Consider the following 13,417-nt stretch of genomic DNA (forward strand, 5'->3'; position numbering starts at 1 on the left):
CCGCCGGATCTTCGTTCTGGCGAACTGCCAGACCGGGGGACTGACCGCCTGCCTTGACCTGCTGCTGCCTCGGGACACGGTGACGGGCCTTCACTGGCTATATTCCGAGGAGGGCAAGGCGAACGCCGCGGCCGCAGCCGCGGACGCCGACATCGTCGTGACCTCCGCGCCGCCCGACCTGCGCGCGCAGATGGCGGCCGAGCACGGATTCGACGAAACCAAGTGCGTGATTATTCCCAGCATTCACTTCGCCGGCTTCCATCCCGACCTGACCATCGCCTATGCGGGCCAGACGCGGATCAACGTCCTGGCGGGCGTGCCCTATCAATCGGCCATTGGGGTCTGGGCGTGGAAGCGGGGCCTGACCGCCCGCGACGCGCGACGCCTTTTCACGCAACGGACGATGGGCGCGCTGGGATACGACCGATACTGGACCAAGGCCGTGGCGGAGAGCCGCGCGGATTTCGCCGCCACGACCATTCCGTTCACGGACTACTTCCTGCCGCTCCAGGCGTCGGGCAGGCTCTTCATGCACACCTTCAACCACCCGCACATCGCGGCGATCGCCCAACTGGCGCGCGGCGTGGCGCGTCGGCTGGGGGCGGCCGAGGCGGACCTTCGCCAGCCGCTCGAGGACATGGTGCCCGACGCCCTCAGTCTGGGGCCGATCTGGCCGGTCTATCCGGGCGTCGCGGAGGCGCTGGGCCTGCAGCCCAGCTGGCTGTGGAAGATCGGCGACGTCCTCTATACCCTGGACGACTATCTGGAGGCGCAGTTCCGCGCTCTGGACGCTGCGGACGGCCCGGTGACCTGCGCCATGGCCGACACGCCGCAATTCAGGTCCATACTTCGCGAGATCGCCGCCTGATGAGCAATCCCTACAGCTCGCTTCCCGATCACTGCTTCTGGAGCCGGGGCGTCACCTGGGTGCATCCGGCCCAGATGGACCCGATGTCCAGGGCGCCGTTCATGATTTCCGCCTCCGACAAGGTGGCGACGATGGGCAGCTGCTTCGCCCAGCACATCTCGCGTCGGCTGCAGGCCTCCGGCTTCAACTATTTCGTGCCTGAAGCGGCGCCCGCGTCCCTGCCGGCGGCCGAGGCCAAGGCGGCGAACTACGGCGTCTTCTCCGCCCGCTATGGCAACATCTACACGGTTCGCCAGGCGGTTCAGCTGTTCGATCGGGCCTTCGGTCACGCGACGTTCGACGAGGCGTGGGAGCGGGACGACCGCTGGTGGACCCCTTTCGGCCGCAGATCGACCCGAAGGGCTTCGCCGATCTGAACGCGCTGCGGGCGTCGCGCGCCGAACATCTGGCCGCGGTGCGGCGGGTGTTCGAGGAAGCCGACGTGCTGGTCTTCACCCTGGGGCTGACGGAAGCATGGCGGTCGATCGCCACGGGCGCCGTCTATCCCACGGCCCCCGGCGTGGCCGGCGGCGCCTTCGATCCGGCCCTGTTCGAGCCGGTCAACTTCAAGGTCGACGAGGTCATCGCCGATCTGGATCTGTTCGTGACGAAGACGCGGTCGGTCAACGCCGGCGTCCGCATCATCCTGACGGTCTCCCCGGTGCCGCTCAAGGCGACCTTCGAGGATCGCCACGTGCTGCAGTCGACGGTGTACAGCAAGTCCGTGCTCCGCGTCGCCGCTCAGCACGCGGCGGATTCCCATGATGACGTGGTCTATTTCCCGTCGTTCGAGATCATCACCGGACCGGGCGGGGCCGGGCGCTACTACTACGCCCAGGATCTGCGGGAGGTGAAGGACCTCGGCGTCGCCCATGTGATGCGCGTGTTCGAACGGCACTTCATCCGGGGCGAAGGCGCCGATCCCGCAGCCGCCGCCGCGCCGGTGTTCGACACCGGCGGGCACAGCGACGTCATCTGCGACGAGGACGTGCTGGAAGCCGCCCTTCAAGGCAGTCGCATGCGGCGTCAGGACGCCCCGGTCCTGGCCGAGGAGGGAGAAGCCCTGCGCCTGTCCGTCAAGGAGGTGCGCGACGGCTACCGCCTCTTCCTGCAAAGGGCGCCGGAATCCGAGGAGGTGATCACGCTCCACCGGCGTACGTTTTCGGACCGACGAAGCTTCGCCCTGTCGCTGGTGCGATCCGACGAGTTTCGTCAGGGCCGCCGTCCGGACGCGCCGGACCGGTTCGCCGAATGGATCGACTGGCTGTCCGCCTGACGTCACACCGGCAGCGCCCCGCGCTTGACGACGGGGCGCATGGCCACGCTGGAGGAGACGCGGTGGACGCCGGGCAGCCGGGTCAGGGCCTTGGCGTGCAGGCGCTCCAGGTCGTCGACGTCGCGGACCACCAGCCGCAGCAGATAGTCGGCCCCGCCGGTCATCAGATAGCACTCCATCACCTCCGGCACGGCGGCGACGGCCTGCTCGAACGCCGACAGCGCCGCCTCCGACTGCGACGACAGGGTCACGGTGACGAAGACGCTGATGGGCAGGCCGACGGCCCGCTCGTTGATGACGGCGGCGTAGCGGCGGATCACCCCCGCCCCTTCCAGGGCCCGCAGGCGGCGCAGGCAGGCGCTCTCCGACAGGGCCACCCGCTTGGCCAGGTCCGCATTGGTCATGCGGCCGTCCTCCTGAAGCAGGCGGAGCATCTTTCTGTCGGTCGCATCCAGTTCGACGGCGGAAACGGTCTTCATCTGCGGCTTTCCCTGGCGGATTCTTCGCTTTCTGCACCCCTCGCCGCGAAATGAACAGGAATCTGCGTTTCGCTGGGCGATATAAGTGCGATCGACGAGGCGGTCCGCCGGGAACAGGCGGAAGGCCCTTTTCCCGGAGGAGACACAGATGCGCGTCGGCGTTCCCAGCGAGATCAAGACCAATGAACACCGGGTCGGCCTGACGCCGACGGCGGTGCGCGAATATGCGGCCCGCGGCCATTCGGTCATGGTCCAGGCGGGGGCCGGGGCCGGCGCAGGCTTCACCGACGAGGACTATCGCAAGGCTGGCGCGAGCATCGCCCCCGACGCCGCAGCCGTCTTCTCGGGCTCGGACATGATCGTGAAGGTCAAGGAGCCCCAGAAGGTCGAGTGGGAGATGCTGCGCGAGGACCAGATCCTCTACACCTACCTGCACCTGGCGCCCGATCCCGAACAGACCCAGGGCCTGCTGGCGTCGAAATGCGCCGCCATCGCCTATGAGACCGTGACGGACGCGCGCGGCGGCCTGCCGCTGCTGGCGCCGATGTCCGAGGTCGCCGGCCGGATCGCCGCCGTCTTCTCGGCGGCCGAGACCCTGCTGAAGCACAACGGCGGCATGGGCCTGCTGTTCTGCGGCGTGCCGGGCGTGGCGCCCGCGCGGGTGCTGGTGCTGGGCGGCGGCGTCGTCGGCCTGAACGCGGCGCGCATGGCCATGGGCCTGGGCGCCGAGGTGGTGGTGCTGGAACGCTCGATCCCGCGCATGGCCTATATCGACGAGGTCACGGGCGGCCGCGTCATCACCCGCTATTCCTCGATCGGCGCGATCGACGAGGAGATCGTCAAGGCCGACGTGGTCATCGGCGCCGTCCTGGTGCCGGGCGCCTCGGCGCCCAAGCTGGTCAAGCGCGAGCATCTGGCGAAGATGAAGCCCGGCTCGGTGCTGGTCGACGTCGCCATCGACCAGGGCGGCTGTTTCGAGACCTCCAGGCCGACGACGCACGAGGACCCGACCTATGTCATCGACGGCGTGGTCCACTATTGCGTGGCCAACATGCCGGGCGCGGCGCCGCGCACCAGTTCCGAGGCCCTGAACAACGCCACCCTGCCGTTCGGCCTGGCCCTGGCCGACCACGGCCTGGACGCCCTGAAGAAGGACCCGCACCTGGCGCGCGGCCTGAACGTGCTGAAGGGCCAGATCACCTATCCGGCGGTGGCCCAGGCGCTGGGCCTGGAATGGTCCGATCCGTTCGGCGTCTGGGCGCACGGCTGACGACGACGCGGAGGGTTCCGGTCCGGCCCGGCCCCTGCTAACCCTCCGCCAAATCATCAGGAGACGAACCATGGCCGCTTCCGAAGGCTGGGACATGCCGACCGGCGACCTCATGAAGGGCAAGAAGGGCCTGATCATGGGGGTCGCGAACTCCAGCTCCATCGCCTGGGGCATCGCCTCGCAGCTGGCGGCCCAGGGCGCCGAACTGGCCTTCACCTACCTGGGCGAAAGCCTGGAGCGGCGCGTGCGCCCGCTGGCCGAAAGCGTCGGCGCCAAGCTGCTGATCCAGGCCGACGTCACCGACGACGCCTCGATGGACAAGGCCTTCGAGGAGCTGGAGAAGGAATTCGGCGCGATCGACTTCGTCGTCCACTCGGTGGCCTTCGCCAACAAGGACGAGCTGAAGGGCTCGTTCGTCGACAACACCACCCGCGACAGCTTCCTGCTGGCCATGAACATCTCGGCCTTCAGCTTCGTCGACGTGGCCAAGCGGTCGGCCAGGCTGATGCCGAACGGCGGGTCGATGATCACCCTGACCTATCTGGGGTCGGAACGGGTCATTCCGAACTACAACACCATGGGCGTGGCCAAGGCGGCGCTGGAGGCGGCGACCCGCTATATCGCCCGCGACCTGGGGCCCAAGAACATCCGCGTCAACGCGATCAGCGCCGGCGCGATGCGCACTCTTAGCCTGGCCGGCATCTCGGGCGGGCGCGGCCTGCATTCCAAGTCGGCGCAGTTCTCGCTGATCAAGGAAGAGACCTCGATGGAAGGCGTCGCCGGCGCCGCCCTGTGGCTGTGCTCGGACCTGGGCCGGTCGACCACGGGCGAGGTCGTCCACGTCGACGCCGGCTTCCACGCCGTCGGCCTGCCCGAAGACGTCGAGGGCTGATCGCTCAGCGGGCCGCCGCGCCCCGGCAGCAGGCTTCGATATTGTTGCCGTCCGGGTCCAGCACGAAGGCGCCGTAATAGTCCCCGGCCCCTTCGCGGGGGCCGGGCGCGCCGTTGTCGCGGCCGCCCGCCGCCAGCGCCGCCCGATGGAAGGCGTCGACCATCGCCTTGTCCTCGGCGACGAAGGCCACGTGCATCTGGTTCCGCCCGGCGCGCGAGCCCTCGACCCAGTAGGACGGCCGCGTGGTCCCGATCCACAGATAGGGGATCGGCTGGTCGGCGCTGTGGCCGAACAGGAAGGATTCGGGCGAGTTGCTGATGGTCTGCAGCTTCAGCGCGGCCGCCACCGCGTCGTAGAAGCGGCGAGCGGCCTTCAGGTCCGAGACGACGATTCCGGTGTGGTCGAACATGGCGGTTCAACTACCGGTCGGGGCCGGCCGTTCCACCCCTTTCGGCGCGCGGCGTCCCGGCCTAAGCCGGGGCCATGAACCCGTCCCGCCTTCCGCCCTCCAGCATCTCCGCCGCCGCAGTGGCGACCGTCGTCGGCTTCGGCGGGACCGTGGCCCTGGTGGTCCAGGCCGGGCAGGCGTTCGGCGCGACGCCGGCCCAGATCGTGTCGATGGTCACGGCCCTGTGCCTGGGAATCGGGCTGCCGGGCGCGCTGCTGAGCTGGCGGCTGCGCATGCCTGTGGTGCTGGCCTGGTCCACGCCGGGCGCGGCGCTGCTGGCCGCCTCCACGCTCGGGCTGGGCTGGGCCAATGCGGTGGGGGCCTTCGTCGTCGCCGGCGGGCTGATGGCGCTGACCGGCCTGCTGCCCGCCCTGGGACGGCTGGCGCAGCGCATTCCGGCGTCCGTCGCCTCGGCCATGCTGGCGGGGGTGCTGCTGCCCTTCGTGCTGAGGCTGTTCGCGGTCGTGCCGACCGAGACGGCGCTGGCGGTCGGCCTGCTGGCGGTCTTCATCGTCGCGCGGCGGCTGTGGCCCGCCTGGGCCCTGCCCGCCGTGCTGGGCGCCGCCGTGGTCGTCCTGGCGCTGCGGGGCCAGATCGGCCTGCCGCCGGGAACCGGCCTGTTCGGGACGCTGTCGCCGGTCATGCCCGTTTTCGACACGAAGGTCGCCGTCAGCCTGGGCCTGCCGCTGTTCCTGGTGACGCTGGCGTCGCAGAACCTGCCGGGGCTGGTCGTGCTGAGGGCCGCCGGATACGAGCCGCCCGCCAACCGCCTGATCCTGGCGACCGGCCTGGCCAGCGTCGTCGCCGCGCCGTTCGGGGCGCACGGGGTCAATCTGGCCGCCATCACCGCCGCCCTCTGCACCGGGCCGGACGCCCATCCCGACCCCGCGCGGCGCTGGATCGTCGGCGTCGTCTATGGCGGCTTCTATGTCGTCGTCGCCCTGTTCGCCGCGCCGCTGGGGACTGTTCATCGCCATGCCGCCCGCCGTTCTGGCCATCATCACCGGCCTGGCCCTGGTCGCGCCCCTGACCGGGGCGCTGGCGACCATGCTGGCGAAGACGGCTGAGCGGGAGGCGGCCGTCCTGACCTTCGCCGCCACGGGCTCGGGCCTGGCCCTGTTCGACCTCGGCGCGGCCTTCTGGGGTCTGGTCGTCGGCTTCGCGGCGCTGGCCGCCCTGCGGTGGATCCGGCCTATTCCGTCTTCGGATGACGCTCGAACGCATAGCGATCGCGAATCCGCGCGCTGAAGAAGCGGCCCTTGGACACGGCGCCGCGCAGGCCGTCGGCGACCTCCGGCGGCACCGCCTGATAGTCGTAGCGGTCGCCCGAGGTGAAGGTCACGCTCAGGCGACGCCGCGATGGGTCATAGTCGAACCGCCGGATCACGCTGGAGGGCATGACGCCCGTCCATCAGTCCCGGAGCGAGGCCGGGACCTGGCCGCCGTTCTCGGCCAGCTTCTTCCAGACGGCCTTGGACAGGGCGATGTTCTGTTCGGCCGAGCCGTGCTCGCCGGCGTGGACGTTCAGCTCCTCGGCCAGTTCCTTGCGGGCGGCGAGGCTGGAATCCAGGTCCAGCAGCTTCAGCAGGTCGACGATCGAGGTGCGCCAGTTGCCGCCGCCGCCCTTCGATTCCGCCAGGTCGCTGAGCACCGCCTCGACGTCGACGGGCGGCAACGGCTGGGCGGTGGGAACCGGCCCGGCGCTGGGCGTGGGCGGCGCGCCGGTCGCTGTCGGAGCCGGGGCCGGCTTCGGCGCCGCCTTGGGTTTGTGGCCGGTGATCTTGTTCCAGATCGAAGAGAAGATGCCCATCGGTCGCGCTCCTGGTTGGATGTGGCGAGACAACGCGACCGACGGGCTGTGGTTCAGGCCGGTTTCACGGACGGGCCGGAATCTCCAGCCCGCGCTGGACGGCGGGACGGGCCAGGCCGCGCTCCAGCCAGGCCGCGACGTTCGCGAAATCCTGGAAGCCGACGATCTCGCCCGCCTCGTAGAAGCCGACCAGGTTGCGCACCCAGCCCAGGGCGGCGACGTCGGCGATGGAATAGTCGCCCATGATCCAGTCGCGCGGCGTTCCCGCGTCATTGGCCAGACGGTCGTTCAGCACGCCCAGCAGGCGGCGGCTCTCGGCGACATAGCGGTCGCGCGGGCGCTTGTCCTCATAGTCCTTGCCGGCGAAGCGGTGGAAGAAGCCCAGCTGGCCGAACATCGGCCCGATGGCCGCCATCTGGAACATGACCCACTGGATCGTCTGATAGCGTTCGGCCGGATCGGTCGACAGCAGCCGGCCCGTCTTTTCGGCCAGATAGAGCAGGATGGCGCCGGATTCGAACAGGGCCAGCGGCCGGCCGTCGGGCCCGTTCGGATCCAGGATAGCGGGGATCTTGCCGTTCGGGTTCAGCGACAGGAATTCCGGCCCCCACGTCTCGTTCTTGGTGATGTCGACGAAATGCGGCTCATAGGGCAGGCCGATCTCCTCCAGCATGATGGAGACCTTCACCCCGTTCGGCGTGTTCAGCGAATAGAGCTGCAGGCGATCGGGATGGCGCGCCGGCCAGCGCGTGGTGATCGGAAAGGCGGAAAGGTCGGTCATGGGGATTCCTTGATCTGCCCGGGTCATGTGGTCGCTGGCGCCCGATCCGCCAACGCCCGGCGGCGCGCTCGCGCCCTTGTGTTCGAAAGCGCGCATTCGGGGTTTGACGACGCGGCCGCCCATGCCAGCTTGGCCTTGGCCCGATCGGGGGCGCCGCAAACGGAGACGCCGCATGGCTCACAAGTTCGAAGTCTATCAGGACAAGGCGGGCGAGTTCCGCGTCCGCTTCAAGTACAATTCCGAGGTCATCTTCTCGACCGAAGGCTATTCCGACAAGTCGGGCGCCAAGCGCGCGATCGAGTCGATCAAGAAGCACGTCGGCGACGCGCCGGTCGAGGACGCCGCCTGACCCCGCCCCGGCCGCCTGCGTCCTACAGGGCGCGGGCGGCCGCGATCAGGCCCTGGACGTCGGCCTGGTCCTGATACAGGCCGAAGCCGAAACGGATCACGTCGTCGCGCACGTCGGCCACCACGTCCGCCTCCAGCAGCCGGGCGCGCCAGGCCGCGGCGTCGGGATGGCGCAGGGCCAGGAAGCGGGCCCGCGGCGCATCGCCCCGAACGGGGTTGAGGATTTCGGCCTCCGACAGGGGGCCGGCCCGGCCCGCCTGGACCGCCTCTTGGACCATCGTGGCCAGGGTCCGCGCATGGTCGGCGACGGCGGCGGTGTCCAGGCCCGCGCCGGCCAGGGCGCGTCGCGCGGCGTTGAAGCGATACAGCGCCGAACAGTCGAAGGTGGCGCCCCAGAAGCGGCCGCCGTCGCTGCGGTACGGCACCCCGCCTGGCGGCCCCGACAGGTCGCCGAACTCGGAAAACCAGCCCGTCACGACCGGCCGCGGCGCGAACCCGTCCGGCGCGTGCAGGAAACAGGCGCCTCCCCGGCCATGGCGTATTTGTACCCGCCGGCGACATAGAATATCCGGTCGGCTACGGCCGACAGATCGGTCGGCGTGGCCATGAAGCCGTGATAGCCGTCGACCAGGACCCACGGCCCCTGGGGCCGCGCCAGGGCCGCCAGGTCGCCGATGCGGTCGAACAGGCCGCCGGTGCGGAAGAAGACCTGGCTGACCACGATCCAGTCATGCCCCCCGCCCGCGCCGCATCGACGAACCGTTCGGCGAAGGTGTCGAACGGCTGCAGCGGCACGCGCGTCACCACCGCCTGGCCCGCCTCCTCCCAGCGGTCCGCCTGGCGGCGGAAGGAATGGAACTCCCCGTCGGTCGACAGAATCCGCACCGGCCCGCGTTCGAAGGCCGAGAAGACCCGCAACAGCAGATCGTGCGTGTTGGAGGAGAAGACGATGCTGTCGGGCGACGGCAGGTTCAGTTCCGCCGCCACCTGGCGCTGCGCCTCGGGGATCACCGCGTCGAAGACCAGATCCCATTTGCGGTCGGCGTGCCGGTTGGCGTCCAGCCACGCCTGTTGCTGCGCCTCGAAGCTGGCGTCCGGCCACAGATGGTGGCTGTGCGCGGCGAAATGCAGCCGCCCGGGCGACAGGGCCAGCGCGCGGGAGAAGAGGGACTTGCGGTTCATCGTTTGACCAGATCGAACAGGACGGCGTCGTCCGCGCGTGAGCCATGGATGACGGCCAGGATGCGAATCTCGCCCGGAAGAATGGCGGAGTAGAGATTGTAACCGCGATGAACCGACCGGCGGATGCGGGAATCGAAGTTCGCCCCGGGACGCCCTTCGGGGTTTCGGACCAGGGCCCGCGCCGCGGCGCGGAGTTCCCTGACGAAGCTCAGGGCGCGGCGCGGATTGTCCCGCGCGATGTGGTCGACGATCTGTTCAAGGTCCCTCTCGCCGCCTTGCGAGAAGACCAGCTTCATGCCTTGCGCTCGCTCGCCTCGATCCGGTCGCCGCACAGGGCCTCCAGCCGGTCGAACACGGCGTCGGCGTCACGCCCCGGGCCTTCGACCTCGCGCTGAAGGGCGACACGCAGGTCCTCGGCCGTCACGGCGCCCATGGCGCGCGCGCCCAGCCAGTGGGTCAGGGCCTCGCGCACCGCCTCGTCCGTCGAGGCGAACTCTCCGGACTCCACGGCCGAACGAAGCTCGCTGACCATATAGTCCGGAAGATCGGTCGATATGCGTTCGTGACGTCCCATCGCGATCTCCTTCATGGTCAAGATCGGCGATGCCTTTTCGACGCGCAAGCCCGCCCTAGATCAGCGCGCCGTGGCAGTGCTTGAACTTGCGGCCCGAGCCGCAGGGGCAGGGCGAGTTGCGGCCGGTCATCTCCCAGCCGGCCGGCAGCATCTCGACCGGCAGCCTGGACCGGTCGTCGCCGATCAGCGCGCCTTCCGGATTCTGCGCCGCCGGATTGGCCATCTCGTTCTCGCCGGTGCCGGGGTTCAGGTGGATTTCCTGGAACTCGGGCAGTTCGGGCGGCGGCTGGAAGCGGAACTCGACCGTCATCAGCCAGCGCGTGACGTTGTGGCGCAGGTCATAGAGCAGGCTTTCGAACAGCGAGAAGGCCTCGGTCTTGTACTCGTTCAGCGGGTCGCGCTGGCCATAGCCGCGCAGGCCGATGACGCCGCGCAGGTGGTCCAGGTGGACCAGGTGCTCGCGCCACTGCATGTCGATCATCTGCAGCATGAACTGCTTTTCCAGACCGCGCGTCTGGTCGGCGCCGATCTGCTCCAGGCGTTCGGCGGCGCGGGCGTCGGCGGCGGCCAGCAGCCGCTCCTCGATCTCCTCGTTGGAGACGCCTTCCTCGGCGGCCCAGTCGTGCAGCGGAAGCTCCAGCCCCAGGGTCGAGCGGACCTTTTCGTCCAGGCCGTCGATGTCCCACTGCTCGGCATAGGCCTTGGGCGGCATGTAGCGTTCGACCAGGTCGGACACCACGTCGCGGCGGAAGTCGCCGACCAGTTCCGACAGATCCTCGGAGTCCATGAACTCCTGGCGCTGCTCGAACACGGCCTTGCGCTGGTCGTTCACGACGTCGTCGTACTTCAGCAGGTTCTTGCGGATGTCGTAGTTGCGGGTCTCGACGCGCTTCTGGGCGGTCTCGATGGCGCGGTTCAGCCAGGGATGGGTGATGGCCTCGCCCTCGCCCACGCCGAACGTCTTCATGATCGAGTCCAGACGGTCGCCGGCGAAGATGCGCAGCAGGTCGTCCTCGCAGGACAGGTAGAATTTCGACACGCCGGGGTCGCCCTGGCGGCCGGTGCGGCCGCGCAGCTGGTTGTCGATGCGGCGGCTCTCGTGGCGTTCGGTGCCCAGGACGAACAGGCCGCCGGCGGCCAGGGCCTGTTCCTTCAGCACGGCGATCTCGGCCTTGAACTCGGCCTCCTTGGCCGCCTCCATCTCGGGCGTGACCTCGACGGCCAGGTTGCGCTGGTCCAGCAGCCACTTCTGCATCTTCATCTCGAGTTGCCCCCGAGCTGGATGTCGGTGCCGCGGCCGGCCATGTTGGTGGCGATCGTGACCGCGCCGGGCAGGCCCGCGTCAGCGACGATATAGGCTTCCTGCTCGTGCTGGCGCGCGTTCAGCACGTTGTGCGGGATGCCGCGCAGCCTGGTCTCCCAGACGATGTCATAGGCGGCGTCGCCGACCTTCTCGGCCTCCTTGGCCTTGCCGGCGTATTCCGGCTTCAGCGTGCGCGAAACCTCGACCTTGTATTCATAGCGGCTCAGCAGGTCCGACAGCTGTTCCGAGCGTTCGATCGACACCGTGCCGACCAGGATCGGCTGTCCGGCCAGGTGGCATTCGGCGATCTGCCTGGCGATGGCCTGGTTCTTCTCGGCGTGGGTGCGATAGACCTCGTCGTCGAAGTCCTTGCGCTGGATCGGCCGGTTGGTCGGCACCTCCAGAACGTCCATCTTGTAGATGTCGAGGAATTCCTGCGCCTCGGTCGCGGCCGTGCCGGTCATGCCCGACAGCTTTTCGTAGAGGCGGAAGTAGTTCTGGATGGTCACCGAGGCCAGGGTCTGGTTCTCGGGCTGGATCTTGACGTCTTCCTTGGCCTCGATGGCCTGATGCAGGCCTTCGGACAGGCGCCGCCCGGTCATCATCCGCCCGGTGAATTCGTCGATCAGGACGATCTCGCCGCCCTTGATGATGTAGTCCTTGTCGCGCTGATACAGGGTGTTGGCGCGCAGGGCCTGGTTGACGTGGTGGACCAGGCTGATGTTGGCGGCGTCGTAGAGGCCCGTGGTGTCGGCGGCGAAATAGCCGCCCTTCTCCAGCATCTCCTCGATGCGCTCGGAGCCTTCCTCGGTCAGCAGCGACTGCTTCTGCTTCTCGTCCAGGTCGTAGGTCGACTTGTCTTTGATCAGCTCCTTCACCAGGCCGTCCAGGATCTTGTACAGGTCCGAACGGTCCTCGGTCGGGCCCGAGATGATCAGCGGGGTGCGCGCCTCGTCGATCAGGATGGAATCGACCTCGTCGACGATGGCGAAGTTGTGCGGGCGCTGCACCATCTCGCGCCGGTCATAGACCAGGTTGTCGCGCAGATAGTCGAAGCCGAACTCGTTGTTGGTGCCGTAGGTGACGTCGGCGTTGTAGGCCGCCTGGCGCTGGCCCTGCGACAGGCCGTTGACGATGACGCCGACCTCCAGCCCCAGGAAGCGATAGACGCGGCCCATGGTCTCGGCGTCGCGCCGGGCCAGATAGTCGTTGACGGTGATGACGTGCACGCCCTTGCCGGTCAGGGCGTTCAGATAGACGGGGGCCACGGCGACCAGGGTCTTGCCCTCGCCGGTCCGCATCTCGGCGATGCCGCCCTCGTGCAGGATCATGCCGCCGGCCAGCTGGACGTCGTACTGGCGCTGGCCCAGCACCCGCTTGGACGCCTCGCGCACCACGGCGAAGGCTTCGGGCAGGATCTTGTCCAGGCTCTCGCCGCCGTTCAGCCGGTCCTTGAAGGCGTCGGTCATCATCCGCAGCTCGTCGTCCGACAGGGCGGCGAACTTGGGCTCCAGCGCATTGATGCGCTGGGCCTGGTCCTGGAAGGCCTTGACCTTGCGATCGTTGGAAGAGCCGAAGAGTTTCTTGGCGAAGCCGAGCATGGTGGGTCCGATAGGCGGTCGAGCGTCGAAGGAGCGGCTCTGGAATCCCTGAAGGGGGCGGCGATACGGACGCCGCGGGAGAGGCCCGGACCGGCGGCGACCCTCGAAAGCGCCGCCACGGGCGCGCGCGAAGGGCCGCGCAGACGATCAAAACCCCTCGACTTGGGCGCAGGCGGGACTTAAGCACCGGCCTTATCCCTGTCAACGCGAGGGCCTTCTCGCCCCAGCGACGGAGCGCCCCCTTGATCCCAGTCCGGCGACCGTTCTCCTTCCTGGCCATCGCCGCCGTGAGCGCCGCGCTGGCCCTGTCGGCCTGTTCGCGCGGCGGCGAGGACGCGCCGCCGGAAAAGGGCGACCAGGCCGGCGCGGGTGCAGGACCGAACGATCTGGGCCTCCGACGTGCGGCGCGAGGCCGTGGCCCAGGGGCTGGTCGGCGAGGGCGAGCCGCTGGATCCCGCCTCGGACCTGTTCCGCCGCGTCCTGGACGAGGTGATCGACCAGAAGCTGCTGGCGCGCGAGGCCGAACGGCGCCGGCTGGACGCCTCG

The 13,417-nt window shown here is 69.0% G+C and carries 15 protein-coding genes and 2 pseudogenes; 8 read left to right on the forward strand and 9 right to left on the reverse strand.

Annotation, left to right across the window (positions count from 1 at the left end; translation table 11 throughout):
- The first annotated feature begins 16 nt into the window (after positions 1 to 16).
- Genes MU852_RS08515 through MU852_RS08525 form a run of 3 tightly spaced genes read left to right on the forward strand, consistent with a single transcriptional unit; the run spans position 17 to position 2,183 of the window.
- Positions 17 to 868, forward strand: coding sequence for a WcbI family polysaccharide biosynthesis putative acetyltransferase (locus MU852_RS08515; protein WP_283843861.1), 852 nt, complete (start codon positions 17 to 19; stop codon positions 866 to 868).
- Entirely contained in the window at positions 868 to 1,284 is a 417-nt protein-coding gene (locus MU852_RS08520) for a GSCFA domain-containing protein (RefSeq protein ID WP_249751817.1), read from the forward strand. Before MU852_RS08515 ends, MU852_RS08520 begins: the two co-directional genes overlap by 1 nt.
- On the forward strand, positions 1,236 to 2,183 hold the full coding sequence (locus MU852_RS08525) for a GSCFA domain-containing protein (RefSeq protein WP_249751818.1): 948 nt from the start codon (positions 1,236 to 1,238) through the stop codon (positions 2,181 to 2,183). Before MU852_RS08520 ends, MU852_RS08525 begins: the two co-directional genes overlap by 49 nt.
- A 2-nt stretch (positions 2,184 to 2,185) precedes the next feature.
- Here the strand turns inward: MU852_RS08525 and MU852_RS08530 are convergent, their stop codons facing one another.
- Positions 2,186 to 2,662, reverse strand: coding sequence for an Lrp/AsnC family transcriptional regulator (locus tag MU852_RS08530; RefSeq protein WP_249751819.1), 477 nt, complete (start codon positions 2,660 to 2,662; stop codon positions 2,186 to 2,188).
- 148 nt (positions 2,663 to 2,810) lie between these two features.
- On the opposite strand from MU852_RS08530, the gene ald reads away from it, so the two are divergent.
- A complete protein-coding gene (ald, locus tag MU852_RS08535; protein WP_249751820.1) occupies positions 2,811 to 3,932 on the forward strand; it encodes an alanine dehydrogenase in 1,122 nt (373 codons plus the stop codon).
- Positions 3,933 to 4,002: 70 nt separating this feature from the next.
- Positions 4,003 to 4,824, forward strand: a complete 822-nt coding sequence (locus MU852_RS08540) for an enoyl-ACP reductase FabI (RefSeq protein WP_249751821.1) — start codon at positions 4,003 to 4,005, stop codon at positions 4,822 to 4,824.
- A 4-nt stretch (positions 4,825 to 4,828) separates the two neighbouring features.
- On the opposite strand, the gene MU852_RS08545 is transcribed toward MU852_RS08540, so the two are convergent.
- The gene (locus tag MU852_RS08545; protein WP_249751822.1) at positions 4,829 to 5,233 is read right to left on the reverse strand and encodes a VOC family protein; all 405 of its coding nucleotides are present in this window, start codon (positions 5,231 to 5,233) and stop codon (positions 4,829 to 4,831) included.
- A 74-nt stretch (positions 5,234 to 5,307) separates the two neighbouring features.
- On the opposite strand from MU852_RS08545, the gene MU852_RS08550 reads away from it, so the two are divergent.
- Both MU852_RS08550 and MU852_RS17385 read left to right on the forward strand, forming a co-directional pair.
- Positions 5,308 to 6,339, forward strand: a complete 1,032-nt coding sequence (locus tag MU852_RS08550) for a benzoate/H(+) symporter BenE family transporter (RefSeq protein ID WP_283843838.1) — start codon at positions 5,308 to 5,310, stop codon at positions 6,337 to 6,339.
- The gene (locus MU852_RS17385) at positions 6,248 to 6,520 is read left to right on the forward strand and encodes a benzoate/H(+) symporter BenE family transporter (RefSeq protein ID WP_283843557.1); all 273 of its coding nucleotides are present in this window, start codon (positions 6,248 to 6,250) and stop codon (positions 6,518 to 6,520) included. The genes MU852_RS08550 and MU852_RS17385 overlap by 92 nt, the downstream gene beginning before the upstream one ends.
- Here the strand turns inward: MU852_RS17385 and MU852_RS08555 are convergent.
- From MU852_RS08555 to MU852_RS08565, 3 genes are all read right to left on the reverse strand, one after another.
- Positions 6,465 to 6,671 (reverse strand): KTSC domain-containing protein, encoded by a 207-nt coding sequence (locus MU852_RS08555; RefSeq protein WP_249749243.1) that lies wholly within the window; start codon positions 6,669 to 6,671, stop codon positions 6,465 to 6,467. The two genes, MU852_RS17385 and MU852_RS08555, sit on opposite strands and share 56 nt — an antisense overlap.
- A gap of 12 nt (positions 6,672 to 6,683) precedes the next feature.
- Positions 6,684 to 7,082, reverse strand: a complete 399-nt coding sequence (locus MU852_RS08560) for a DUF3597 domain-containing protein (RefSeq protein ID WP_249749244.1) — start codon at positions 7,080 to 7,082, stop codon at positions 6,684 to 6,686.
- Between the two features lie 64 nt (positions 7,083 to 7,146).
- Positions 7,147 to 7,863, reverse strand: coding sequence for a glutathione S-transferase N-terminal domain-containing protein (locus MU852_RS08565; protein ID WP_249749245.1), 717 nt, complete (start codon positions 7,861 to 7,863; stop codon positions 7,147 to 7,149).
- 172 nt (positions 7,864 to 8,035) lie between these two features.
- Here MU852_RS08565 and MU852_RS08570 point away from each other — a divergent pair, with 172 nt between their 5' ends.
- On the forward strand, positions 8,036 to 8,212 hold the full coding sequence (locus MU852_RS08570; RefSeq protein ID WP_249749246.1) for a YegP family protein: 177 nt from the start codon (positions 8,036 to 8,038) through the stop codon (positions 8,210 to 8,212).
- A 22-nt stretch (positions 8,213 to 8,234) separates the two neighbouring features.
- Here the strand turns inward: MU852_RS08570 and MU852_RS08575 are convergent.
- The 4 genes and pseudogenes from MU852_RS08575 to secA all read right to left on the reverse strand — a co-directional run bounded on the left by MU852_RS08575 (position 8,235) and on the right by secA (position 12,871).
- Positions 8,235 to 9,393 (reverse strand): annotated as a pseudogene (locus MU852_RS08575) (aminotransferase class V-fold PLP-dependent enzyme).
- The gene (locus tag MU852_RS08580; RefSeq protein ID WP_249749247.1) at positions 9,390 to 9,689 is read right to left on the reverse strand and encodes a type II toxin-antitoxin system RelE/ParE family toxin; all 300 of its coding nucleotides are present in this window, start codon (positions 9,687 to 9,689) and stop codon (positions 9,390 to 9,392) included. The pseudogene MU852_RS08575 and the gene MU852_RS08580 overlap by 4 nt, the downstream one beginning before the upstream one ends.
- Positions 9,686 to 9,967, reverse strand: coding sequence for a ribbon-helix-helix domain-containing protein (locus MU852_RS08585; protein WP_249749248.1), 282 nt, complete (start codon positions 9,965 to 9,967; stop codon positions 9,686 to 9,688). Before MU852_RS08585 ends, MU852_RS08580 begins: the two co-directional genes overlap by 4 nt.
- 55 nt (positions 9,968 to 10,022) lie before the next feature.
- A pseudogene (gene secA, locus MU852_RS08590) lies at positions 10,023 to 12,871 on the reverse strand (preprotein translocase subunit SecA).
- Positions 12,872 to 13,417 lie beyond the last annotated feature (546 nt).

The organism is Brevundimonas albigilva (assembly GCF_023503965.1).
In the GTDB taxonomy this organism is placed as follows: Bacteria; Pseudomonadota; Alphaproteobacteria; order Caulobacterales; family Caulobacteraceae; genus Brevundimonas; species Brevundimonas albigilva.